The 20175-nt window shown below is 71.7% G+C and carries 18 protein-coding genes and 1 riboswitch; of the genes, 4 read left to right on the top strand and 14 right to left on the bottom strand.

Annotation, left to right across the window (positions count from 1 at the left end; all coding sequences use genetic code 11):
* Positions 1-130: 130 nt before the first annotated feature.
* From ABZZ20_RS35740 to ABZZ20_RS35710, 7 genes are all read right to left on the bottom strand, one after another.
* Positions 131-1129 carry a Ppx/GppA phosphatase family protein gene (locus tag ABZZ20_RS35740; RefSeq protein WP_356877029.1) on the bottom strand — a complete coding sequence of 333 codons (999 nt, stop codon included), beginning with the start codon at positions 1127-1129 and terminating at the stop codon, positions 131-133.
* The gene (locus ABZZ20_RS35735; protein WP_356877027.1) at positions 1126-1689 is read right to left on the bottom strand and encodes a DUF501 domain-containing protein; all 564 of its coding nucleotides are present in this window, start codon (positions 1687-1689) and stop codon (positions 1126-1128) included. The genes ABZZ20_RS35740 and ABZZ20_RS35735 overlap by 4 nt, the downstream gene beginning before the upstream one ends.
* 45 nt (positions 1690-1734) lie before the next feature.
* On the bottom strand, positions 1735-2223 hold the full coding sequence (locus tag ABZZ20_RS35730; RefSeq protein WP_356877025.1) for a septum formation initiator family protein: 489 nt from the start codon (positions 2221-2223) through the stop codon (positions 1735-1737).
* Between the two features lie 91 nt (positions 2224-2314).
* On the bottom strand, positions 2315-3601 hold the full coding sequence (eno, locus tag ABZZ20_RS35725; protein WP_356877023.1) for a phosphopyruvate hydratase: 1287 nt from the start codon (positions 3599-3601) through the stop codon (positions 2315-2317).
* A gap of 296 nt (positions 3602-3897) precedes the next feature.
* Positions 3898-4590: a transglycosylase family protein gene (locus ABZZ20_RS35720; RefSeq protein ID WP_356877021.1), complete on the bottom strand. Its 693-nt coding sequence runs from the start codon at positions 4588-4590 to the stop codon at positions 3898-3900.
* Between the two features lie 2 nt (positions 4591-4592).
* Positions 4593-4763, bottom strand: a riboswitch (cyclic di-AMP (ydaO/yuaA leader).
* 276 nt (positions 4764-5039) lie between these two features.
* The gene (locus ABZZ20_RS35715; protein WP_356877019.1) at positions 5040-6071 is read right to left on the bottom strand and encodes a transglycosylase family protein; all 1032 of its coding nucleotides are present in this window, start codon (positions 6069-6071) and stop codon (positions 5040-5042) included.
* Between the two features lie 102 nt (positions 6072-6173).
* Positions 6174-7448 (bottom strand): cytochrome P450, encoded by a 1275-nt coding sequence (locus ABZZ20_RS35710; RefSeq protein ID WP_356877017.1) that lies wholly within the window; start codon positions 7446-7448, stop codon positions 6174-6176.
* A 121-nt stretch (positions 7449-7569) separates the two neighbouring features.
* Here ABZZ20_RS35710 and ABZZ20_RS35705 point away from each other — a divergent pair, with 121 nt between their 5' ends.
* Entirely contained in the window at positions 7570-8781 is a 1212-nt protein-coding gene (locus ABZZ20_RS35705) for a globin domain-containing protein (protein ID WP_356877015.1), read from the top strand.
* A gap of 23 nt (positions 8782-8804) precedes the next feature.
* Here ABZZ20_RS35705 and ABZZ20_RS35700 read toward each other — a convergent pair whose 3' ends face one another.
* Together ABZZ20_RS35700 and ABZZ20_RS35695 are read right to left on the bottom strand one after the other, a co-directional pair.
* Positions 8805-9836: a nucleoside triphosphate pyrophosphohydrolase gene (locus ABZZ20_RS35700; RefSeq protein ID WP_356877013.1), complete on the bottom strand. Its 1032-nt coding sequence runs from the start codon at positions 9834-9836 to the stop codon at positions 8805-8807.
* A 52-nt stretch (positions 9837-9888) separates the two neighbouring features.
* Positions 9889-10515 (bottom strand): SurA N-terminal domain-containing protein, encoded by a 627-nt coding sequence (locus tag ABZZ20_RS35695; RefSeq protein ID WP_356877011.1) that lies wholly within the window; start codon positions 10513-10515, stop codon positions 9889-9891.
* 192 nt (positions 10516-10707) lie between these two features.
* Between ABZZ20_RS35695 and ABZZ20_RS35690 the strand changes: the two genes are divergently transcribed.
* Positions 10708-13119 carry a YfhO family protein gene (locus tag ABZZ20_RS35690; protein ID WP_356877009.1) on the top strand — a complete coding sequence of 804 codons (2412 nt, stop codon included), beginning with the start codon at positions 10708-10710 and terminating at the stop codon, positions 13117-13119.
* Here ABZZ20_RS35690 and ABZZ20_RS35685 read toward each other — a convergent pair.
* From ABZZ20_RS35685 to ABZZ20_RS35675, 3 genes are all read right to left on the bottom strand, one after another.
* Complete coding sequence (locus tag ABZZ20_RS35685) at positions 13060-14835, bottom strand: NlpC/P60 family protein (protein WP_356877007.1); 1776 nt, start codon at positions 14833-14835, stop codon at positions 13060-13062. The two genes, ABZZ20_RS35690 and ABZZ20_RS35685, sit on opposite strands and share 60 nt — an antisense overlap.
* Before the next feature lie 120 nt (positions 14836-14955).
* Positions 14956-15147, bottom strand: coding sequence for a DUF397 domain-containing protein (locus ABZZ20_RS35680; RefSeq protein WP_356877005.1), 192 nt, complete (start codon positions 15145-15147; stop codon positions 14956-14958).
* An 11-nt stretch (positions 15148-15158) separates the two neighbouring features.
* Entirely contained in the window at positions 15159-16010 is an 852-nt protein-coding gene (locus tag ABZZ20_RS35675) for a helix-turn-helix transcriptional regulator (protein ID WP_356877003.1), read from the bottom strand.
* Between the two features lie 209 nt (positions 16011-16219).
* Here ABZZ20_RS35675 and ABZZ20_RS35670 point away from each other — a divergent pair, with 209 nt between their 5' ends.
* Positions 16220-16693, top strand: coding sequence for an ATP-binding protein (locus ABZZ20_RS35670; protein ID WP_356877001.1), 474 nt, complete (start codon positions 16220-16222; stop codon positions 16691-16693).
* Between the two features lie 233 nt (positions 16694-16926).
* Here ABZZ20_RS35670 and ABZZ20_RS35665 read toward each other — a convergent pair whose 3' ends face one another.
* Positions 16927-18435, bottom strand: coding sequence for a serine/threonine-protein kinase (locus tag ABZZ20_RS35665; protein WP_356876999.1), 1509 nt, complete (start codon positions 18433-18435; stop codon positions 16927-16929).
* Positions 18432-18983 (bottom strand): hypothetical protein, encoded by a 552-nt coding sequence (locus tag ABZZ20_RS35660; protein WP_356876997.1) that lies wholly within the window; start codon positions 18981-18983, stop codon positions 18432-18434. Before ABZZ20_RS35660 ends, ABZZ20_RS35665 begins: the two co-directional genes overlap by 4 nt.
* 258 nt (positions 18984-19241) lie before the next feature.
* On the opposite strand from ABZZ20_RS35660, the gene ABZZ20_RS35655 reads away from it, so the two are divergent.
* Complete coding sequence (locus ABZZ20_RS35655) at positions 19242-20078, top strand: hypothetical protein (RefSeq protein WP_356876995.1); 837 nt, start codon at positions 19242-19244, stop codon at positions 20076-20078.
* Positions 20079-20175: the final 97 nt, after the last annotated feature.

Below are 20175 nucleotides of genomic sequence, written 5' to 3'. Positions count from 1 at the left end.
CTGCTTTGGGCAGGGTGTGCGCCAAATCCGGCCACACGGCGTTCGCCCCTCGACTACCGAACGTGACCGTCGCCGGTGACGATGTACTTCGTGGACTGACCGGAGCGCCGCCTTCGAGTGATTCGCCAAGTCAGGACCCTTGCCTGTCGGCCTCAACCTCTTCTGCGGTCTTGATCGCGATTCCGTCGAGGATGTCGTGCTCCGAGACCACGACCTCCGAGGCTCCGATGCGCTCCATGATCGCGAGCAGCACCAGGGTGCCCGCGCCGATCACGTCCACCCGGCCCGGGTGCAGGACCGGGATCGCCGCGCGCTCGGCGTGCGTGGTCGTCAGCATCCGCTCGCTGATCTCCCGGACCGTCGCGTACGGGATCCGCGCGTGGTGGATGGCCGACGGGAGGTACTCCGGCAGCCCGAGCGCGATCCCGGCGACCGTGGTCACCGAGCCGGCCAGGCCCACCAGCGTGCGCGCCTCGGCCAGCGGGACCGTCTCCTCGACCAGGTCCAGGGCCGCCTCGATGTCGGCCCGTATGGCGGCGATCTGGGCCGCGGTCGGCGGGTCGGTGACCTCCCCGTCCACCACCAGGTGCCGCTCGGTCATCCGTACGCAGCCCACGTCCACGGAACGGGCCGCGCGCACGTGGTCCTCACCGACCACGAACTCGGTCGAGCCGCCGCCGATGTCCACCACCAGGAAGGGCTTGTCCAGGGTGGTCCCCCCGGCCGTGGTCCCGGGGAGGTCCGTGCCCGTCAGTTCCTTGGTGGCGCCGGTGAAGGAGAACTCCGCCTCCTGCTCGCCGGAGATCACCTCCGGCGCGACGCCCAGGATGTCCAGGACCCCGCGGACGAACTCGTCCCGGTTCTCGGCGTCGCGGGAGGCCGAGGTGGCCACGAAGCGCACCCGCTCCGCGCCCAGCTCCTTGATGACCGCCGCGTACTCGCGGCAGGCCGCGAAGGTGCGCTCCAGCGCCTCGGGGGCCAGCCGGCCGGTCCGGTCCACGCCCTGCCCCAGGCGGACGATCTTCATCCGCCGGTCCAGCTCGACCAGTTCGCCGGTGGCCGGCTCGTAGTCGGCGACGAGCAGGCGGATGGAGTTCGTACCGCAGTCGATGCCGGCGACCCGGGTCACGCGCCCGTCTCCGTCTCGGCGGTTCCTGCGGTCTCCGCCCGGTCGGCGCACGGGGTGACGCAGGCACCCTTGGCCCACCACTGCGGCAGCATCGCCAGGGCCTCGTCGCCGAACGGGTTCACCCCCGGGCCGGCGGCCAGCGAGTGGCCGACCAGCACGTGCAGGCACTTCACCCGGTCCGGCATCCCGCCCGCGCTCGGGAAGCCCTGGAGCACCTCGATCGCGTCACGGCGCCGGATGTAGTCCTCGTGCGCGGCCCGGTAGGCGGCGGCGAGTTCGGGGTCCTCGGCGAGCCGGGCCTGCATCTCCTTCATCACGCCGTTGGCCTCAAGCGTGCCGATCGCGGAGGCCGCGCGCGGGCAGGTGAGGTAGTACAGCGTGGGGAAGGGAGTGCCGTCGGGGAGGCGCGGGGCGGTCTCCACCACGTCCGGCTGGCCGCACGGGCAGCGGTGGGCGATGGCGCGCAGCCCGCGCGGCGGGCGGCCGAGCTGCTGCTCGAACGCCTCGATGTCCGCGTCGGTCGGCTCGGTCCGGTCGGTCTGGGGCGGGGGCGTCTGCATGCCTGGAGGAAGTCTCTTCGTTCTCGTGGATGGGTGCGGTGCTCGTCAGTCGCCGGGGCGGTCGGCCTTGTCGACGCCGTCCCAGACGTTCGAGTACCAGGGCCGGTCGGACCCGGCCGCTCCGGTGCGGTGCCGCTCGGCGGCCCCGGCCCCGGGGTCGGTCATGATGTAGCTGATCTCGCCCGGGCGGACGAAGTGCAGGTGCTTGCGCGCCTGCTGCTCCGCGTAGGCGTTGTCCTGCCAGCGGGCCTTCTCGTCGCGCAGGCGTTCGAGACGCCGGCTCGCGGCCTCGGCGGCCCGCCGCTGCCCCGCGATCTCCGAGCGCTGGGATACGTACTGGCGCATCGGATACGCGAGGGCGACGACCAGGGTACAGAGGACCAGTACCAGGAGGGCGGCCCGGCCGGTCAGCCGACTGCGCCGGACCTGACGGCGGGTCTGCGAGCGGTAGACGTGGGCGGCGGTCCGCTCACCGAGCTGCTTGAGCCTGGTCGCGGTGGAGAAGGTGGAGAACCGATCCCGGTTCCCGGCCATTGATCCCGCCTCCCCTATGTACGCCCTACGCAATACGTCCCCGCACACGGTACGGGACCGAGTGCGGGGACGTACGGAGGCAAGAGCGTGATTAGCCCTTGAAGCGCGGGAAGGCGGAGCGGCCCGCGTACACCGCGGCGTCGTCGAGGATCTCCTCGATGCGCAGCAGCTGGTTGTACTTGGCGACGCGGTCCGAGCGGGCCGGGGCGCCGGTCTTGATCTGACCGCAGTTCACGGCGACGGCGAGGTCGGCGATGGTGACGTCCTCGGTCTCACCGCTGCGGTGCGACATCATGCACTTGAAGCCGTTGCGCTGGGCCATCTCGACGGCGTCGAGGGTCTCGGTCAGCGAACCGATCTGGTTCACCTTGACGAGCAGGGCGTTCGCGGAGCCCTCCTCGATGCCGCGGGCCAGACGCTCCGGGTTGGTGACGAAGAGGTCGTCGCCGACGATCTGGACCTTGGCGCCCAGGCGGTCGGTGATGATCTTCCAGCCGGCCCAGTCGTCCTCGAAGAGCGGGTCCTCGATGGAGACCAGCGGGTACGCGGAGACGAGCTCCTCGTAGTACTCGGTCATCTCGGCGGCCGAGCGGGACTGGCCCTCGAACTCGTACTTGCCGTCCTTGTAGAACTCGGACGCGGCGACGTCGAGCGCCAGCGCGATGTCCTTGCCCGGGACGTAGCCGGCCTGCTTGATGGCCTCGACGATGAGGTCGAGCGCGGCGCGGTTGGACTCCAGGTTCGGGGCGAAGCCGCCCTCGTCGCCCAGGCCGGTGGACAGGCCCTTGGAGTGCAGGACCTTCTTGAGGGTGTGGTAGACCTCGGCGCCCCAGCGCAGGGCCTCGGAGAAGGACTCCGCGCCGATCGGGGCGATCATGAACTCCTGGATGTCCACGTTGGAGTCGGCGTGCGACCCACCGTTGAGGATGTTCATCATCGGAACGGGCAGCAGGTGCGCGTTCGGGCCGCCGAGGTAGCGGAAGAGCGGAAGGTCCGAGGCCTCGGACGCGGCGTGCGCGACGGCGAGGGACACGCCGAGGATGGCGTTGGCGCCGAGGGAGCCCTTGTTGTCGGTGGCGTCCAGGTCGAACATGGCCTGGTCGATCAGGCGCTGCTCGGTGGCGTCGTAGCCGACGAGCTCCGGGCCGATCTGCTCGATGACCGCGAGGACGGCCTTCTCGACACCCTTGCCCATGTAACGGTTGGGGTCACCGTCGCGGAGCTCAATGGCCTCGAAGGCACCGGTGGAGGCGCCGGACGGAACTGCAGCACGGCCGGTGCTGCCATCGTCGAGGCCCACCTCGACCTCGACCGTGGGGTTACCTCGGGAGTCCAGGATTTCCCGGGCTACGACGACGTCGATGGACGGCACGAGCATCTCCTTCTGGGATGTGACGCTGAGTGTGCGGTGGCATGTCGGGCCGTGGGATGGCCCCGCCGACTAGAGCCTAACCGGATCCGGGCACTCGGCCGGCCGACCGCCCGGACCCTGGGACGAAAAAGGGCCCGAATACCCCTCTTCTGGGACATAGTCGCGCGGTCGCGGGCGGCGCAGCCGGGACAAACGCCGCCGCCCGACGCGTGGGGGGAGACGCGCCGGGCGGCGGGGAATGCGTACTGCGTGCTGCGCTGCGTACTGCGCTGCGGGTGATCCGGCGGTTGTTACCGCAGGATTCAGCTGAGCTTCAGCTTCTGACCCGGGAAGATCAGGTCGGCGTCGGAGACGATGTCCTTGTTGAGCTCGAAGAGCTTCTCCCAGCCGCCCTTGACGCCGTTGGCCTCGGCGATGGTGCCCAGGGTGTCGCCGGACTTGACCTCGTACGAGCCGTTGCCGGTCTTCGGGGTCGGGGCCTCGGAGCGCTCGGAGCGGGTGGTCGGCGCCTCGGCGCGCTTCGTCTGCGTCTTCGCCTTCGACTCGGCCTTCTTCGGCTGGGTCTTCTGCTCCGTCTTCTTCGGGGTGTCGGTCGCGCCGCCCCCGGTGTAGGCGGAGTTGGACAGGCCGACGCCGCAGGACGGCCACGCGCCCTTGCCCTGGCCCTTGAGGACCTTCTCGGCGATGGCTATCTGCTGCGACTTGGAGGCCTGGTTGGCCTGCGCGGCGTAGGCCTTGCCGCCGTACGCGGCCCAGGTGGACGACGAGAACTGCAGGCCACCGTAGTAGCCGTTGCCCGTGTTGATGGCCCAGTTGCCACCGGACTCGCACTGTGCGACGCGGTCCCACTGGGAGGCGGTCGCGGCCGAGGCGGAGCCCGCGGTCATCAGGGGCGCCGCGACGGCGACACCGGCAACGCCGGCGAGCGTGACGATGCGGGTCGTCCGCTGGATGGCCGTGGCGCGGCGGTGCTTGCCCTTGCCGGAAAGCAGCATGGAGTTCTCCTCACCGACGCCTACGAGGTGAGCTGTCGGGTTCGGGCGGATGAGTGCCCGGCCGCGCGTCCGGCGCGCGACTTAACCCCTAGCCGTTTCCGTGGCCGTCTCTCAACGGCCGGTCCCGGCGCCTACCTTGGTTCCCCCGCTCCTGCCTTCGGCGCTTGACGCGACGACTGTTCCCTCCGGCCGCCGGCAGGATTCGGCGATGCGGTCGAAGGAGCTCGCGGTGGCGAGCGATTCAGAAGGTAGACAGGTCCCTCCCCGATGTTCAATGAGGAACATCGGGGAGAAACGACCCCTACTTGCGCTCTCCTCACGGGCGTTTGCGCAGGTGAGGACGGGGTTTGCGGAAGGCTCCGGGCGAGACACGCCAGTTGACCGGAAGAGACACATGTCTCACTTGCCGATAACGGACATTCACCCCTTTCCGGGTGCCCGAAGTGTCGTTATTTTGCGGTTAGATCCAGATTCTGACCCGGCTTGATCAGGTCCGCGTCTCCGCCGATGACCTGCTCATTGGCCTGGTAGAGCGCGTTCCAGCCGCCCTTGACTCCCTTGGCATGCGCGATGGTCGCCAGACTGTCGCCCTCCTTGACGGTGTACGAGGGGGCGGGCGCCGGATCAGACGTCGTCTGGGTCTCAAGGGCGGCGGCACCACGGTGCTTGCCGGTGCCGGAGGTGTCCGGGATGGCCGTCGGGTCGGTGGAGGCACCCGGGGTGGAGGGAGGCGTGGAGGCGCCGGGAGCGGTGGGGTTCGCCGGGTTCCCGGGCCCGGTCGGGTTCGCCGGGTTCGTGGGCGTGGTGGGCGTGGTGGGTGCCGTCGGGCCCGTGGGGGTCGAGGGGCTGGTGGTCGGGTCGCCGGGGAAGACCGGAACCGTCGGCGACGTGGTGGGCGCGTCCGGGTCGGGCATGACGGGCAGTCCGCTGCTCGGCGCGAGCGGCGCCGGCGGGATCGTGAAGTCCGGAGCAGGGGTCGGAGCGCCGAAGTCCTTCGCCTTCGCGCCGGTACCGCCCGCCGGGACGGAGTTGTCGGGGCGCACGGGGCTGGGGGCGACGGGCCGGTGCGAGTCGCGCAGGCCCGGGTCCACCTCCGCGGCGGGGGACTGCTGGGTGAGTCCGGCGGAGGCTGCGCACAGCGGCCACGCCTCGGGGCCCCGGGAACCGAGCACGCGCTCGGCGACGGCGATCTGCTGCGACCGGCTGGCGAGGTCGGGGCGTTCGGCGAATTCCAGGCCGCCCGCGCCGTTCCACTCCTCCTGCGTGAACTGGAGGCCGCCGTACGCCCCGGTACCGGAGTTGGCGCTCCAGGCGCCCCCGCTCTCACACTCGGCGACCTTGTCCCACGTGGAGGCGTCGGCCGCGCTCGCGCCGGTGGCGGCGAGCAGTGGCAGGGCCAATGCGGAGCCGGTGACTCCGGCGGTGACGACAATCGCGGGTACCTGGCGGGGGCGTCTGTGGCGGCCGTTCCCGGAACGCATGAGCTGCACCTTTCGCATAACGGCTGGGTAACGGCAGAACCTAGCCGCCTTTATCCGATTGTCACAACTCTGGTCGGGGGCTGACTTCCGGTCAGGGAGCCGTCAGACGTTTCGAGCTGCGAACCGAACGGGAAGAGTGCGCAGGCCACGCATGATCAGACCGCCGCGCCAGCGAAGCTCGTTGGTCGGAATCGCGAGTTCCAGATCCGGCAGACGCGTCAGCAAAGTTGCAAGCGCCGTTTGCCCTTCAAGTCGTGCGAGCGGAGCACCCAGGCAGTAATGGATGCCGTGCCCGTATCCGAGGTGCTGGTTGTCGGTCCGGGAGAGGTCCAGGGTGTCCGGATCGGCGAAGCGCTCGGGGTCCCGGTCGGCCGCCGCGAGGACGACGAGCACCGGATCCCCGACCGCGATGTCCCGACCCCCGAGGGTCAGCGGCTCGGTGGCGAACCGCCAGGTGGCCAGCTCGACCGGGCCGTCGTAGCGGAGCAGCTCCTCGACGCCGGTCTCCAGCAGCCCGCGCTCGCCGGCCGCGAGGGAGGACTGCAGGCGCTCGCGCTGGTCCGGGTTCATGAAGAGGGAGTGGACCCCGTTGCCGATCAGGTTCACGGTCGTCTCGAATCCGGCGAACAGCAGAATGAAGGCCATCGCGGTGGCCTCGGCCTCCGTCAGATGGTCCCCGTGGTCACTCGCGCGGATCAGGTCCGAGATCAGGTCATCGCCCAGATCATCCCTTTTGCGGTGGATGAGTTCACCGAGATAGGTCCGCATCTGCTTCACGGAGCGCGCGACCCCGCCGCGCGGACCGCCGCCGTGCCGGATCATCATCCCGGCCCAGTCACGGAAGTCGTCCTGGTCCTCGCGCGGTACGCCGAGCATCTCGCAGATGGCGTAGATGGGGAGCGGAAAGGCGAACTCGTGGATGAGGTCCGCCTCCCCCTTCCCGGCGAACTGGTCGATCAGGTGGTCGGTCAGTTCCTGTACCCGCGGCGTGAACTCCGCGACCCGCCGCGGGGTGAACGCCTTCGACACCAACCGCCGCAGCCGGGTGTGGTCCGGCGGGTCGATGTTGAGCAGGTGCGTCATCAGCTCCGCCTTGCGCTCCCCGGGGATGCCGGTCTTGCCCTTGGCGTGCGCCGGTTCCGCATGGTGCGCCGGATTCTTGCTGAGCCGCTGGTCGGCAAGGGCCTGGCGGGCGTCGGCGTACCGGGTGACCAGCCACGCCTCGACGCCGCTGGGGAGCTTGGTGCGGTGCACCGGGGAGTGCTCGCGCAGCCAGGCGTAGGCCGGGTACGGATCGGTCGCGAACTCCCAGTCGAACAGGGTCGGGCCCTGGGCGGGAGCGGGGTCTTCGGGGGTTGCGGAGGTCGGTTCGTGCACCCGCTGACCGTATCCCGGCGCCCACCCGCCGCCCTATATGGGCCGTTCGCCGCGGCTGTCCGTAGATCGGCCCAGGCTTGACCTCGCGTTCCGCGGCGTTCCTACTGTCGGACTTGTGGACGTGAGGATCTTGAAGAGCAGCTTCGCCGTGGTGGAGAGGCGGGCCGAGCACGCCGCCAGGTTCTTCTACTCCCACCTCTTCTGGCACAACCCCGGCATCCGCAGACTCTTCCCGGCCTCCGCCGAGGACATGGAACGCCAACGCGACCGGCTCTTCGCCGCGTTGACCCACGTCATCGCCCGCATCGAGGACGAGAGCCTGCTCCCCTACCTCCACGACCTCGGCCGCGACCACCGCAAGTTCCTGGCCCGCCCCGAGCACTACGCGGCCGTCGGCTCCAGCCTGCTCGCCGCCCTCGCCCTGACCTCCGGCGAGGCGTGGACCCCGTCCGCGGAGAAGGCGTGGTCCGAGGCGTACCAGGTGATCGCCGACGCCATGATGGCCGGGGCCGCCGCGAGTCAGGATCCGCCGTGGTGGGACGCCGAGATCGTGCGCCACCTCCGGTACGGGCCGGACATAGGGGTGCTGACCCTGCACCCGCACGCCCCCTTCCCCCATCGGCCCGGACAGTACGCGAGCGTGAGCAGCGCCCGGGTCCCGGCGATCTGGCGCACGTACTCCATAGGCAACGCCCCGCGCCCAGACGGCACCCTCGACCTGCACGTCAGCCGCATCGAGAACGGCCGGCTCAGCAACGCCCTGGTCCGCGAGGCGCAGCCCGGCGAGGTGCTGCGGCTCGGCGCCGCCGGCGGCCAGCTGACGTTCCGCCGCGCGGACCGCCCGGTCAGCCTCATCGCGGCGGGCACCGGCTGGGCACCGATCCGGGCCGTGCTGGAGGAGCTCGCCGAACACCCTCCCGACCAGGACGTACGCCTCTTCGTCGTCGCCCGTGACGCCGCCCACCTGTACGACCGCCCGCTGATCGACCGGTACGCCGCCGCCTTCCGCTGGCTCGGCGTCACCTACATCACGCCCGCCCCGGGGCAGCACCGCAACCAGGCCACCGGGCGGCTGGCGACCGCCCTCGGCCACCGGGGCCTGTGGCCCGACCACGACGTCTACCTCAGCGGTCCGCCCCGGTTCGTCGACGAGACCGCGCACCTCCTCCAGGAGTTGGGCGCCCGCCCCGACCGGATCTTCCACGACCCCGTACCCGCCGCCGGCGCGGGCCGGGGCCCGAACGGCCGGCCCCTGGGCTTCGGGGAGTGGTTCTTGAGCCGCCCCGCGCCGCACTGGCACGACCCGTCGGGCCGCGAGCCCCGGGCTCCCTGAGCGGGTCCGGGTAGGTCCGGGCGCTACGCCTCGGCGCCCTCGACGCCCTCGGCGGCACGGATGGCGTCCCGGTAGACGCGGGCCGCGGCGCGCAGCGCGGTCTCGGGGTCGATGCCCGCCGCTTCGGCGCGCGCCGCCAGCGCCAGCAGTTCGTACCCGATGCCCTCGCCCCGGGGCAGCTCCACGGGCACGCCGCCCGCGCGGACCCGGCCCGCCAGCTTGGCCGCGAGCGCGAGGCCGGGCTGGCCGAGGGGAATCCCGTCGGTGACCGACTCCCGCTGCTTCTCGACCGCCTTGGTGCGCTGCCAGTGCGCGCTGACGTCCTCCGGGGTCTGTGCCTGCGCGTCCCCGAAGACGTGCGGATGCCGGCGGATCAGCTTCTCGACGAGGCTGCCGGCCACGTCGTCGATGGAGAACGGCTCGTCCGGGTGCTCCTCGGCGATGCGTGCGTGGAAGACCACCTGGAGCAGTACGTCGCCGAGCTCCTCGCGCAGTTCCTCGCGGTCCCCGTCCTCGATGGCCTCGACCAGCTCGTAGGCCTCCTCCGTGGCGTACTTCACCAGGCCTTCGTGGGTCTGGCGCGAGGTCCAGGGGCATTCGCGGCGGACCCGGTCCATCACCTGGACGAGGTCGAGCAGCCGGGCGCCGGGCAGGTCGTAGGAGCCGGGCAGCAGTTCGAGGTCGGGCATGCTGACCCGGCCGGAGCCGGCGAGCCGGGCGAGCCCGTCGGTGAGCCGCTGGTCCCCTTCGCCGCTCGGGATCACCACGACCGTACGGCCGCCGGCGCAGGCCTCGACCAGCTCGTGCGCGTCCGGGACCTCGTACGCGACCTCCACGCCCGCCTCCCGCAGGTACGGCACCTGCGGGTGGTCCGGGTCGGCGCACAGCACCCGGTCCGCGGCGTGCAGGGTCTGCCAGGCCGGCCAGGACAGCAGCCCGGGGGCGACCCGGTGGCTCGCGGTCAGCAGGACGATCCGGCCGGTGGCCGTTGCGGCGGCGTCGGCATCGGTGTCGGCAGACGGGGCGGGGGCGGATTCGGCGGCGTGCTCGTTCACCCTCCGAACCTACCTCCATCCCCCCGGCCGCCGGCCGGGGGCCCCGGGCGGCTCAGACTCCGGCGGGGGCCTGCTCGGGCCGGGTCTTCTGGACGATCCAGGGGGTGTCCTGGTCACCGAGCACGATCTGCTGCGCGTCCCATACGCCGTAGCGCGGGTTCACCTCGATGTGCAGGGCCTTCGCGGCGGACGCAAGCTTCTCGACGGCCTTGTCCTGGCTGCCGTAGTGGTCGAAGAGCTTGTCGCGCAGCAGCTTGAAGCGGGCGTCGGCGTCGAGCTGGTCGGGCGCCAAGTGGGCCTGCTCCAGGGCCGCCGCGGCCAGTTTTTCGCTGCCACCCGCCTTGTCCAGCTGGGCCTTGCGGAAGTCCTGGACCTCCTTGTTGCTGACGCTCACGCCCGCGGCCTCGGCGGCGCGCTCCAGGACCACGGTCTGGATCATCTTGTTGAGCTTGACGCGCTCCAGGCCGGACGAGGCCTGGATGAGCTGGGCGGCGGCCGGCCCCGATGCGTTCTGGGCCGCACGGACGTCGTTGACCTGGGCCTGGAGGGCGGAGGTGGTGATCCGTTCGCCGCCGACGACGGCCGCGGTGCCGGGGCGCACCTGACCCGAGCAGGCGGTCAGCAGGGGGGCCGCCACGAGCAGGGCGGCAGAGACGGAGAGCGCTGTGCGACGGTGCAAAGGAGCCTCCAGGGCCGGGAGATTGTGCTTCGGTGCACAAGGGCCGTGCGGTGATCGATGGTATGCAGTCGAGGTGGTCCGAGCCACCTGTTCGACCAACGATTCCCCGGGTGTTGGGGTGCGCGTTTGTTGATGTCGCAGTCACCCCGCGGCCACCCTTTGGTCCAACGGCGCTGCCAAGGTCGGCCCACCATGTCCACACCGCACCGCTCGCCGCGCCGCCGGAGCCTGCTCGGCTCCGCGCTCGCCGCCCTGATCACGACGGTGGCCGTGTGCGCCGGGGACGCGGTCGCCCGCGTGTTCCCCTACGGGCACCGCCATCGCAGCGTCAACGACCTCGGCAACCAGTTCGTCCCCTTCCACGCCCACCTGTGGGACCTGCTGCACGGGCGGGCGGAGGGCGGGCTGTTGCTCAACTGGCAGTCCGGCTACGGCACGAGCTTCCTGCCGGATTTCGGCACCTACCTCTCCAGCCCGTTCGCGTTGCTCGTCGGCCTGTTCCCGCGCGAGGACATCGACCTCGCGGTGTACGTCGTCACCGTGCTCAAGACGGCCTGTGCAGCGGCGGCGATGGCCTGGCTGTTGCGCACGCAGCGCCGCGGGCCGTGGTGGGCGGCCGGCCTGCTGGGGGCCTCGTACGCGCTGTGCGGCTGGTCGGTGATCGAGGCCTCCTACAACCCGATGTGGCTGGACGGGCTGATCGCTCTCCCGCTCCTGTGCCTGACGGGCGAGTGGGCGCTGCGCCGGCGCCGGCCGGTGGCCGCCGTCCTCGTGGTGGCGCTCTGCTGGACGGCGAACTTCTACACGGCGTACATGGCGACGCTGGGCGCAGCGCTGGTGCTCGTGGTGCGGGTGGTGTTGGAGCGCCCCGGAGTACGGGAGCGGCTGCGGGTGCTCGGCCGCGCGGCCGGGGCGACCCTGCTGGGCATCGCGGTCTCCGCGCCGGTCCTGGTGCCCCTCTTCCTGAGCTCGCGGCAGGCGTACCCGGGGTGGACGCGACAGTTCCAGCCGGTGTCCTGGCCGGACCTGTTCGCGCGGATGCTGCCCGCCACGTACTCCTTCTCCTCGCCGGCGCTCTTCCTGGGAACGGGGACGCTGCTGCTGGTGGCCGCCCTGCCGTTCCACCGGGCGGCGCCCGTGCGCAGCCGCCTGTGGTGGGCGGGACTGACAGCGGCCGTGCTCCTCTCCTTCCAGTGGACGCCCACGCACCTGGCCTGGCACCTGTTCGCAACCCCGAACGGCAGCCCCTACCGGCAGACGTTCGTGCTGGCCGGCGTGGCCGTGATCGCCGCGTGGACCGGTCTGGCGGCCGGGCTGCCCGGGCCGCGGGCCCTCGCGGCGGGAGCGGCGCTGCTGGCGGCGGCGGCCGTGGCGGCGGACGGCAGCACGCTGACCACGACGTGGGGCTACGGGCTCTTCTGCGGCGGTCTGGCCCTGGCGGCCGGAGCCTGGTGGTGCGTGCGCCGGCCCCGACTGGTCCTCCCGGCGGCGGCGGTGCTGGCCCTCGTCCTGGTCGGTCAGGCGGCGGCCACGACGGCGTTCGGGCACCGGGGCAAGCTGGCCGGCCTGGACGACTACCCCGCGTGGGGCCCGGCCCACGCCACTCGCGCCGCGGCACTGGCGGGCGCGGAGGGCTGGCCCGCGTACCGCACGGACCCGAGCCGGCCCGCACTGTCGGGCAACGATCCGCTGCTTCTGGGCGGGGAGGGCGGCGCCTACTACAGCAGCCACACCCCGGACGTGTACACCCGGACGATGGTGGCCCTCGGCGCGGGCTGGACCTCGCGCGGACGCAACGTGCAGAGCATCGACAACCCGGTGACGGACGCCGTCTTCGCGGTCGGTGCCCGGCTCCGGCCGGACGGCACGGTCGGCCGCACGCAGGTCCCGCCGCTGATGACGGTCCGCCCGCCCGGACCCGCCCCGGCGTTCGGGGACGCGCCCTTCCGCAACCAGGAACTCCTGCTGGGCGCCACCGTGTACGAGGCCCCGGTCTCCCCCGGACTCTGCCGCGCGGGGACGGAGACCTTCCTGTGGGCCCCCGAGTACAACGCGACGGCCCGCCTCGCGGACGGCCCCGCCTTCCGCCTCAACGGCAACGCCCCCCGCAACCGGGCGGCGCTCCAGCCGCTGGGCGTCTCCCGCGGCGCCTCCTCGACCCTGGTCTTCGACGCCCCCGCGCCCCCGCGCTGGACCCTGTCCTGCCTGGACCGCGCCCGCCTCGACGCCGCGGTGGCCGCCCTGCGCGCCACGGCGGCGACCTCCCTGCGCGTCGGCTCCTCGCAGATCCGGGCCGACCTGCCCGAGGGGGCCACGGGCACGGCGGTCCTCTCCGTCCCCGCGATCGCCGGCTGGAGCTGCAACGGCCGCCCGGCCGGGGCCCACCTGGGCCTGGTCGCCCTCCCCCTGGACGGCCGCACCCTCACGGTGACCTGCACCTTCCGCCCCCCGGGCCTCCTCCCGGGCACGGCGGTGGCGGGCGCGGCCCTGTTGGCGCTTCTGGCTGTCCCTATCCGAATCCGACGCTTGCGAACCTATCGGACGTCAGATGCGATGCACGGTGTGCAGCTTCCTCGCGTAGGTGCCGGTGCCGTCGAGGAGTGAGGCGCCGCCCAGGTCGGACATGGTTGGTCCGTTGCCGGTCTTGCGGCTGGAGAGGAAGCGGCGCTTGCCGGCGGTGTCCAGGCCGAGGTAGATGCCGACGTGGTCGACGGTGACGGTCACCGTGTCATCGCCCGAGTCGGCGTTGAACAGGAGCAGGTCGCCGGGCTGGAGCTGCTGTGCGGCGGGCGGGTTCGTACCGTCCGTCTGGTCGATCCGCGCACCGGGGGCGTAGTCCACCATGTCGCGGGACTTGCGGGGGATGCGGGTCTTGGAGGTGTCCGCGCCCGCGGCGACGGGGATCCCCAGGTGGTAGCCGTAGACCATGCGTGTGTAGCCCGAGCAGTCGAGGTTGCCGACCTGCTTGCTGGACGGGCCGGTGTAGGTGCCGTCGGGGAAGGTCCAGCCGAGGTTCATGTACTCGTGGAAGTCCGCGCCCTCGTAGCGGTAGCCCTGCGGGTCCAGATAGCCGTATCCGGCCTCGCCCATGACCTGCTTGCCCGCGGCCGGGGCCGCCACGGTCGTCACGGCCGGTGCCCCCGCGAGGAACATGGCCGCGTGGGCCAGGACGTCGGGGGTCGGGGATCCGGCCCAGCCGCGGATGGTCTGTTCCAGGGCCGAGGACCAGGTCCCGTCGAACGGCTCGGGCAGGACCCGTACCCAGGTGTCGTGCGTGACGGTCGGCGGCTGCTGCCAGGTCGCGGCGTCCACCTGGAAGCGGCTCACCACCAGCTTGACCGGCAGGTTCGTGCAGCCCTGGTTGGCCAGCGCCCGCAGGCCAACCCGCCCCTTGGCGAAGGTCGAGTCCGTCACGTCCGCGGCCCAAGCCGCCGGCTCGGCGGTGTCCGTACGCCAGGCCTTGACCTGGATACGGGCACCCTCGCGGCGCACGCGGATCGTCCAGTTCGTGCCCGCCGGAACCCCGGTGGCGAGAGTGGTGGCCGTGGTCAGCTGGGTGACCGCGTCCGCGACCTCCTTCTCCACGCGCAGCTCGACCGTGCCCGAGGTCAGGAAGGACAGCCTGGCCCGGTAGTTGTTGTGGGTGTCCTGGTAGCCGAAGGACAGCGCGTACGAGCAGGCCTGGCCGGTGGGCACCTTGTCGAACTTCGCGACCGACCGGACGTCGACGTCGGTGATCTCGTCGTCCCGAAGGCTGGCGTGGCGGCTCGCGTAGTCGGTGGTGAGCTCGATGGTCGCGCTGCCCGGTACCACCGAGTAGTCGGTGTCGGCGGGCCCCAGCGTGGACCAGCTGCCGCCGCCCGGGGACGTCCCCCAGTACTTCCGCTCTGCGACCGGCAGCGCCAGGTCCGGGAGGGTGCGCTGGAAGTCGTCCACGAAGGACTTCTTGTTCTCGGTGAAGGTGCGCTCGGGGCCCGTCAGAGCAACGGTGCGCGCACCCTTGGTCAAGATCGCCACCCGCTGGGTGCCGGAGGTGACCTCCAGGCGCTCCGGCGTACCGGGCAGCACGCTCGTGGTGACGGAGCCGAGGGAGACCTGCGTGAAATAGGCGGGGTCCAGCGGGCCGATCGTGACGGAGGACCGGGGCGAGGTGAGCGAGGACGCGGGGACCGCGGTCGCGGCCAGCGTGGACGTCGTGAGCGGGGAGACGGCGGGCGCCGAGAGTCTGGGCGAGGCCGCGGCGGTCAAGGTGCCGAGTGGGACCGTGGCGGCCGCGGAGGCGAAGACGGCAAGGACACTGCGACGGGAAGTGTGTGACATGCAGTGATGATCCGATGGGTGCGCGCCTCGGCGGACGTCACCCCCACCGGTGCGTGTATCGCGATAAATGACCGCCTCCAGCTGATTCGGGGCATTCGAGGGCTCAACCCGGCCTCGCCCTCAGCTCCGACCGAGCTCCCCGGCGACGACGGCGCCTATGAAGGTGCGCAGGGCGTGAGGACTCGCGGCGACGACGGTCCCGGGCACTTTGCTGTCCCGGAGGCGGACCGTCGCATCGGGGGCGACGGCGATGCAGACGCAGTTGGCGGCCTCAGCGCTGTACGAGGACTTTCGCCAGTCGAGTTCAGGCATGGGGACTCCCCTCAGATATCGCGAGCGATGCGATGGATGAGATCACGGGACTTCTCGGCGGACAGCGCCCGGGCTTCCATCCGATCCAGCACGGACCGATAGCGCTCCAATTGGGCCTCCGCGTCAAGGAATTCGCAGCCGTGATCGGTGTCGAGAACCACGGTGTCCAGCTGTTGCACCGGCCCGGCCGCGTAGGTGATCGACTGACCGGAAGAAGGAAAGGATGCCTCACCGAACGGCACGACCAGGACGGTCACATTGTCACGCTCCCCCTCCGCCAGCAGAGCATCGAGCTGCCCGCGGGCGACTTGGCGGCCCCCATAGCCCATACGCAGAGCGGCTTCGTGAACGATGGCCGCATATGGGGCGGGGCTCCCCTCGTAGAGCACTGCTTGCCGCTTGATCCGGTACGAGACGCGGTGCTCGATCTCGTACGGCCGCAGGGGCGGGACGCTCTCCGCCATGACGGCGCGGGCGTGGGCAGCGGTCTGGAGCAGGCCGGGCATGTGGATCACTACGGCGACGCGCAGTGCGGTGGCGTGGTGTTCCATCTCGGCGAGATCGAGCAGGCCGGGGGCCAGCAGATCCTGATACTCGTCCCACCAGCCGCGGGCACGGGCGCCGGTCATGGACGCGAGGGCCTCGGCGTACGCCTCGTCGGCGCATGCGTAGTTGTGCGCCATGGTCCGGACACGATCCGCGCTCACCGCGTACCGACCGGCTTCGATGTTGCTGATCCGGGACTGCGGTCCGCCGAGCAGGGCCGCAGCCTCGGTGGAGGTAAGCCCAGCCCGCTCGCGGAGCTTGCGCAGCTCAGCGCCGAGGCGCTGCTGGCGCAGGGTCAGGGACGTTCGGGCCGGCATGACGCTCTCCCCAAGGGTCACCCACACGAGTGGAGATGGAATAGCTTCTCAGATTCGATGTAAGACCTTACAACTCAAACGCTACGGTGTGACTCAAGCCACTCAACCGGCCCGACCGGCAAGCCGGAAGCGCACCGCACCCTGCGGCACTGCCACCGCCCGGTCCCGCCGTCGAGTGAACCAACTCCACCTCCTCGCAGGAGACTTCCGTGACCACCGTATCCCCGCACGCTCCCTGGTCGTACGTCCTCCAACTCCCCCACGACCCGCGCGCACCGCGCGTGGCACGCAAGACCCTGCGGGCCGTACTCAACGGCCACGGCATGACCGAACGCCTCGACACCGCCGAACTGCTGGCCTGCGAGCTGGTCACCAACGCCTACCGCCATTCCGACGGCCAGGCGACGCTTCGACTCCGCCACATGGAGGGCGGCTGGCTCCGGATCAGCGTCTGGGACACCAACCCGGTGATCCCGGCCCCTTTCGACAAGCCACCAGGTGCCGTACGGCCCGTCCCCACGCCGGCCCCGGCCGCCCACAGCGGCGGACGCGGCCTCCTCCTCGTACAACTCTGCGCCGACAACTGGGGCGGCTACCCACTCGGCGACGACCTCTTCGGCCGCAGCGGCAAACTCCTCTGGTGCGAACTCGCACCCACAACGGAACGCGCCCAAGCCGCTTGACAGCATCGCCGCCGCATCCACAGGCATGGTCACGGTCGGCATCACGAGCGCCGCCATTCCGGGGGGCCTCGACCGCGGGGCTCGTGGACGGCCGGCGGCGTCAGCGGACCTGACCCAGCCAGTGCAGGGTGCGGCAGCAGCCGCGGCCCTGCTCCTCCTGGCCGCACTCAGGACCATCGGCGCCCGGCGGGACCGGCGGGACCGGCGGGACCGGCGGCGTACCTGAGCGGCGGTCAGCGGACCTGGGAGAGCCAGTGGAGGGTGCGGCGGACCTCCGTGGAGAAGGGGTGCGACGGGCCGTGGATGCGGTCCGCGTCGTAGAGGAGACGGGCCAGGGTGTCGTGGGCCGCCGGGCGGTCGCCCAGGGAGAGCAGCAGGTGCGCTATCCGGCGGCGGACCTCCAGCGGGAGGCCCGGATCCGGGTTGGCGTAGTGGTTCTCGAAGAGCGGGAGCAGGGAGCGGTACTCGGCCAGGGCTGCCGCGGGCTCGCCGAGTTGTTCCAGGCACTGGGCCGCGTCGTAGCGGAAGCGCAGGGACTGGGGGTCGCCGGCCGGGAACTCGTCCGCGAGGCGACGCAGTTCGGGCAGGGCGCGACGGTACTGGCCGTCGTCCATCAGGGTGGCGGCGTACTGCTTGCGCAGCGAGCGGACCACCGGCGAGTGCTCGCCGTGCTCCGCGGCCGCCGCCGGGAGGATGCCGCCGAGGATGTCCACGGCCTGGGTGAGGCGACCCTGGTCCAAGAGGCTGCGGGCCTCGTCCACGGCCGCGGGTATGTCCGGCCGGGCCGGGGCCGGCGGCGCGGTCGGCTGCGGCGGGACGCTGGTGGCACGGTCCGGCCACGGAGCCTGCGGGCGCAGGAAGGGGCGGGTCGGGTCGAGCGCGCCGGTCGGATCGCCCTGCTTGGGCAGCAGCGGCGCGAGGGCCTCGTACACCTGCTGCGCGGAGGCGGGCCGGTCCTGCGGGTCCTTTGCCAGCAGGTGGAGCAGGATCGCCTCCAGCTGGTGCGGGACCTCCGGGCGCAGCCTGCGCACCGGTACCGGCGGCTCGTACAGGTGGCGGTGGAGCACGCCGAGCGCAGTGGACCCGGCGAACGGAACGTTGCCGCTGAGGAGTTCGTAGAGCAGCACACCGAGGGCGTACAGGTCGGTGTACGGGCCCACCGCCCCGCCCATCGCCTGCTCGGGCGCCATGTACGCCGGGCTGCCGATCGGGGTACCAGTGCTGGTGAGGCGGGTGGTGTCGGTGTCCATCACCGAGGCGACGCCGAGGTCCAGGACCAGGACGGTCCCGTCCGGGCGGATCATCACGTTGCGCGGCTTGAGGTCGCGGTGCACGATCGGCACCGCGTGCACGGCCGACAGCACCCCGCACAGCTGAGCGATCACCGCGACCGCCCACGGCCAGGGGTACGGGTCGTGCTGCGCGATGTGGTCGGCGAGGTCGGTGCCCTCGACGTAGCCCATGACGAGGAACAGCTCGTCGCCGTCGTTGCCCGCGTCGTGGACCGTGACCAGGCCCGGGTGGTCCACCTGCGCCGTGACCCGGCACTCGCGCACGAAGCGGCGCCGCAGTTCGTCGGCGACGGAGCCGGGGCCCGCCACCTTGTCCGGGCGCAGCAGCTTGACGGCGACGCGGCGGTCCAGCCGCTGGTCGTACGCCGTCCAGACCTGGCCCATGCCGCCCTGTCCCAGGATCGAGGCAAGCCGGTAGCGCTCGCCGATGATCCGGTCGTCGTCCGTCACCGAGCCGAGCCCTCACCGTCGTTGCCGGGCGTGCCAGGGTTCGGGTGCGGCGTCTGCTTGCGCAGCAGCTCGCTCAGCTCGTCGAGCTCCGCACGGACCTGCCCGATCCGCGGCGGAGTGGCGGGCCCGGGCGCCGGAGTGGGGGTCGGGGTCGGAGTGTGCTGCGGCGGCTGCGGGTACCCGTACGCCGGTCGGGCCTGCTGTTGCGGCGGCACGTACGGCGCCTGCTGCGCCGGGTACCAGGGCGCGGTCCGGGCCGCCGCCTTGGCCTCGTAGTGGCGGATGTCGGCGTAGAGGAAGTACACGCAGGTCACGACGCCGGTGAGGATCGTGCCGAAGGCCCCGGTGTTGCCCTGCCAGCCGTCGGTGTTGGGGGTCGGGTCGGCGCCGATCAGCGCGAGCCAGGCCACGGTGATCACGCAGTTGACCACCAGCAGCGCCCAGTCCCGGGCTTTGCGGGTGACGACCGCGAGCCGCAACATCGTGCCCCACCCCAGGAAGCCACAGCTCAGGACGGGCAGCAGGGCGAACAGCACGCGCAGTGCCACGACTCCCCCGGTACTGGGTTGGGGGCCTTGCTGCGGCGGGAGGCCGGGGCCGTGCATCGCTGCTCCTGACGGACCGTGTCGACGAAAAATCGGGTATGGGGTCTGAGCGTATACAGCGTCCGCGGCCACTCGTGAGGGGATGCGCGCAACCGTTGTAGGGCCGCAGCACGGAGGGGCCCGAAACAACACGAAGGCGCCGTGTCGCCGGTGGCGGCTAGGCTCGGCAGCCGATTGCTGCTCCCAGGGGGGAAATTTCTCATGCACAGCCGGACGATCGCCGTGACGTCGCTCGGGACGACGGCCCTGCTCGCGCTGACGGCCTGCGCCCCGGTCGGCGGAGCCAAGGCCGCGGACATGGGCAGGGCGGCCCGGGCCGGCGCCGCACCGTCGGGCGGGCCGAAGCCCGCGGCCCCGGCGAAGGGCACCGGCATGCTCACCGACCTGTCGGGGGCCGAAATCCTGAGCCAGTCCCAGGAGACCATGAGCAAGACCGAGTCGTTCCGCATCGTCGCCAAGATCCCGTACGACGGAAAGCCGGCGGCCCTCGACATGGCCGTCGACAAGAAGGGCAACTGCAACGGCACCGTCCGCGCGCAGGACATGGGCACGGTGCACCTCATCAAGTCCCCCGACCTCGTCCACTTCAAGGGCGACGCCGACTACTGGCGCGGGGCGGCGCAGAAGGACCACCTCTCGCAGAAGCAGACCGGCCAGCTGGTCACGTCCTTCGCCGACCGCTGGATGAAGATCCCTGCCTCGGACCCCCGCGCGAAGAAGATGGCCGCCGGCTGCGCCCTCGGCAAGAGCATGGACAAGAGCGAGAAGCCCAGCCCCCTGGCGCGCAAGGGCGAGGTCACCACGATCGACGGCCAGCAGGCGGTGGCGATCGTTTCCCCGTCCAAGGAGGGCACCGAGACCGACTACGTGGCCGCTCGGGGGAAGCCGTACCTGCTCAAGTCCACCGTTTCCGGTGACATGAACGCCGAGGCCGCCTTCTCCGCGTTCGACACCCCCGTGGACGTGACCTCCCCGACCGACTCGGACGTCCTCGACCTGTCGAAGCTGGGCGGCGGCGTCCCCGCCGAGTCGGTCTGAGCCACGGTCCGAGCCCGTGCGTGGGGGCGGGGGCCCCCCGGGCCCCGCCCCCCCCACCGGACCGGCCGGGGGTAGGGGGGGGGGAATACCCCGGGCC

The sequence above is a fragment of the Streptomyces sp. NPDC006430 genome, from assembly GCF_040612395.1.
GTDB lineage: Bacteria > Actinomycetota > Actinomycetes > Streptomycetales > Streptomycetaceae > Streptomyces.
The sequence above is the reverse complement of the archived record's forward strand: the minus strand, read 5'-3'. Positions and strand labels throughout refer to the sequence as shown.

What these genes read in the sequence shown, in the direction of transcription:
- eno (WP_356877023.1), bottom strand. Translation starts at nt 3,601, where the DNA reads ATGCTCGTGCCGTCCATCGACGTCGTCGTAGCCCGGGAAATCCTGGAC.
- ABZZ20_RS35730 (WP_356877025.1), bottom strand. Translation starts at nt 2,223, where the DNA reads ATGGCCGGGAACCGGGATCGGTTCTCCACCTTCTCCACCGCGACCAGG.
- ABZZ20_RS35675 (WP_356877003.1), bottom strand. Translation starts at nt 16,010, where the DNA reads ATGCCGGCCCGAACGTCCCTGACCCTGCGCCAGCAGCGCCTCGGCGCT.
- ABZZ20_RS35680 (WP_356877005.1), bottom strand. Translation starts at nt 15,147, where the DNA reads ATGCCTGAACTCGACTGGCGAAAGTCCTCGTACAGCGCTGAGGCCGCC.
- ABZZ20_RS35685 (WP_356877007.1), bottom strand. Translation starts at nt 14,835, where the DNA reads ATGTCACACACTTCCCGTCGCAGTGTCCTTGCCGTCTTCGCCTCCGCG.
- ABZZ20_RS35720 (WP_356877021.1), bottom strand. Translation starts at nt 4,590, where the DNA reads ATGCTGCTTTCCGGCAAGGGCAAGCACCGCCGCGCCACGGCCATCCAG.
- ABZZ20_RS35690 (WP_356877009.1), top strand. Translation starts at nt 10,708, where the DNA reads ATGTCCACACCGCACCGCTCGCCGCGCCGCCGGAGCCTGCTCGGCTCC.
- ABZZ20_RS35735 (WP_356877027.1), bottom strand. Translation starts at nt 1,689, where the DNA reads ATGCAGACGCCCCCGCCCCAGACCGACCGGACCGAGCCGACCGACGCG.
- ABZZ20_RS35655 (WP_356876995.1), top strand. Translation starts at nt 19,242, where the DNA reads ATGCACAGCCGGACGATCGCCGTGACGTCGCTCGGGACGACGGCCCTG.
- ABZZ20_RS35715 (WP_356877019.1), bottom strand. Translation starts at nt 6,071, where the DNA reads ATGCGTTCCGGGAACGGCCGCCACAGACGCCCCCGCCAGGTACCCGCG.